The organism is Pedobacter sp. 01T416_2 (assembly GCF_056398925.1).
The window spans coordinates 1-1986 of the sequence record NZ_JBFTQI010000965.1 but is presented as its reverse complement, the minus strand read 5'-3'; the positions used below and the strand labels follow the sequence as shown (position 1 = coordinate 1986).

General features: G+C 40.2%; 3 protein-coding genes. 2 read left to right on the top strand and 1 reads right to left on the bottom strand.

Going from position 1 to position 1986, the window contains the following annotated elements; genetic code table 11:
- Positions 1–77: 77 nt before the first annotated feature.
- Positions 78–263: a hypothetical protein gene (locus tag AC1DPQ_RS26350; RefSeq protein ID WP_477579355.1), complete on the bottom strand. Its 186-nt coding sequence runs from the start codon at positions 261–263 to the stop codon at positions 78–80.
- Between the two features lie 95 nt (positions 264–358).
- On the opposite strand from AC1DPQ_RS26350, the gene mdh reads away from it, so the two are divergent.
- Positions 359–1297, top strand: coding sequence for a malate dehydrogenase (gene mdh, locus AC1DPQ_RS26345; RefSeq protein ID WP_057932519.1), 939 nt, complete (start codon positions 359–361; stop codon positions 1295–1297).
- Between the two features lie 256 nt (positions 1298–1553).
- The gene (locus AC1DPQ_RS26340) at positions 1554–1949 is read left to right on the top strand and encodes an aspartyl protease family protein (RefSeq protein WP_477611377.1); all 396 of its coding nucleotides are present in this window, start codon (positions 1554–1556) and stop codon (positions 1947–1949) included.
- Positions 1950–1986 lie beyond the last annotated feature (37 nt).

Sequence of the window (1986 nt, the reverse complement as noted above, 5' to 3'; positions counted from 1 at the left end):
GCCTTAAGCTGAAAACCGCCAATTGAAAACTGCTAAAAATGTTCCTAACTTACCAATTCAATCACATCATATCTTTTCTACCTGTACATTTCTATAATATGCACCAATAAATCTGCCTCCATTTTGGATTCGCAGACCATAATAAACAGGCATTTCTCATCAGGATGACCTACAGCTACATAACTATAATCATCGCATTGGCCAGTTCGATAATCCAATTGCTTTAATGCTTCTGCTTTGGAACATATTAAGTAAACCATCATCAAATTATAAAGTTTTGAAAAGGATTTTTAAACCTTATATTTATTTCTACCTTCGATTAATATTTAACGATACGCAAACCATTAAAATAAAATATATGAAAGTAACGGTTGTTGGCGCAGGCGCAGTTGGTGCCACTTGTGCAGATAATATTGCCCGCAAAGAATTAGCGAACGAACTTGTCCTGTTAGATATTAAAGAGGGTTTTGCCGAAGGCAAAGCGATCGACATGATGCAAACCGCAACCCTTTTGGGTTTCGACACTAAAATTACCGGCGTAACCGGCGATTACAGTAAAACTGCTGGTTCTGATGTGGTGGTAATTACCTCAGGCTTGCCCCGCAAACCAGGGATGACACGAGAAGAACTGATCGGCATTAATGCTGGTATTGTTAAAGGTGTTGCCGAAAATATTTTAAAATACTCTCCAGAAGCCATCTTCATCGTGATCAGTAACCCAATGGATACGATGACTTATTTAGCCTTAAAATCGTTAGGCCTACCTAAAAACCGCATTATCGGCATGGGTGGAACGTTAGATAGCTCCCGTTTTAAATTTTATTTATCGCAAGCTTTAAATTGCAACCCTAACGATTTACAGGGCTTTGTAATTGGCGGCCACGGTGATACTACCATGATTCCTTTAACTCGCCTAGCTACATACCAAAGTTTACCGGTTAGTAATTTATTGGACAAAGCCACCCTTGATAAAGTTGCAGCCGACACCATGGTTGGTGGCGCTACTTTAACAGGCTTAATCGGCACTTCGGCCTGGTATGCACCAGGTGCTGCAGGTGCTGCATTGGTTGAAGCGATTTTACGTGATGAGAAAAAACTGTTTACCTGCTGCGTTTCTCTTGAAGGAGAATACGGACAGGAAGATATATGTTTAGGTGTGCCCGTAATTATTGGTCGTAATGGCTGGGAAAAAATCATCGATTTTAAATTAACCGAAGATGAGCAGGCGGCATTTAACAAAAGTGCCGATGCCGTAAGGAACATGAATAATGTACTGGCAGAAATGAAGTTGGTTTAATACCATTCTGAAGATAAATCTTTAACGAAAGTATTAAATTACTAAATGGGTTTCCTCGGTGCGTCATTCCCAACTCGATTGGGAATCTTAATGCAATAGGCTTTAAGATTCCCGCCTGCGCGAGAATGACGACCGTTCTTTTACTTCCGTGTATTTCGTACTCCACTACCTGAATAGCTAGCCGGTCGTGGCATTTTTTACACTTAAATAATTGTCACCCTGAGCGTAGTCGAAGGGCAGTAGACATAAATAAACAATGAAATCAATTTCAATCCCGCTAAAACTGATAAATTTACAAGACGACGGTTTTCATCTTTTGGTGGAAGTTGTTGTTTTTAAGGAAAAACATTTTGCTGTTTTAGATACCGGTGCCTCGCGAAGTGTGTTCGATAAATCGTTGATTGAGCAGCACCTCTCAGAACCCCTTCAGGTATCAGAAGAAATTAATGCAGCCACCCTTTTTACCACCACCACAACTATCCAGGCTACAATTCCTGAGCTAAAAATCGGATCGTTAAAGATCAAAAACTACGAAACCGTGGCTTTCGACCTGCAATCGGTTAGCGAAACCTACCAACAGTTTGGTCACCCACCTATTATGAGTATTATTGGCGGAGATATATTAATGGAATATAAGGCCCACCTATTATGAGTATTATTGGCGGAGATATATTAATGGAATATAAGGC

Coding starts and splice junctions, on each gene's coding strand:
- AC1DPQ_RS26350 (WP_477579355.1), bottom strand. CDS start 263: ATGATGGTTTACTTAATATGTTCCAAAGCAGAAGCATTAAAGCAATTG.
- mdh (WP_057932519.1), top strand. CDS start 359: ATGAAAGTAACGGTTGTTGGCGCAGGCGCAGTTGGTGCCACTTGTGCA.
- AC1DPQ_RS26340 (WP_477611377.1), top strand. CDS start 1,554: ATGAAATCAATTTCAATCCCGCTAAAACTGATAAATTTACAAGACGAC.